The sequence below is a fragment of the Paraburkholderia sp. SIMBA_027 genome (assembly GCF_046535315.1).
GTDB lineage: Bacteria > Pseudomonadota > Gammaproteobacteria > Burkholderiales > Burkholderiaceae > Paraburkholderia > Paraburkholderia tropica.
This window is the reverse complement of the sequence record NZ_JAWRWY010000930.1, coordinates 1-260: the sequence shown is the minus strand read 5'-3', so window position 1 is coordinate 260 and position 260 is coordinate 1. Positions and strand designations below refer to the sequence as shown.

Here is a 260-nt window from a genome sequence, read left to right as displayed (position 1 = left end):
CGGGTAGAACCCTCGCTACAGGCCGCCTTCGTTGATTACGGCGGCAACCGGCACGGCTTCCTGGCCTTTGCCGAAATCCACCCTGATTACTACCAGATCCCGCTGGCCGATCGCCAGGCGCTGCTGCGCGCGGAAGCCGAAGAGCATCGCCGCGACGACGACGTCGAGCACGTCGAAACCGCGCCGATGAACGATCCGGCCAACCAGGACCAGCCCGACATCGGCATCATCGCCAAGGACGAGCCGGCAGCAGACGCTAC

At 65.4% G+C, this 260-nt stretch carries 1 protein-coding gene; it reads left to right on the top strand.

The window, feature by feature from the left end:
* A partial coding sequence (locus SB764_RS41825) for a hypothetical protein (protein WP_410867010.1) occupies positions 1-260 on the top strand: 260 nt, incomplete at both ends.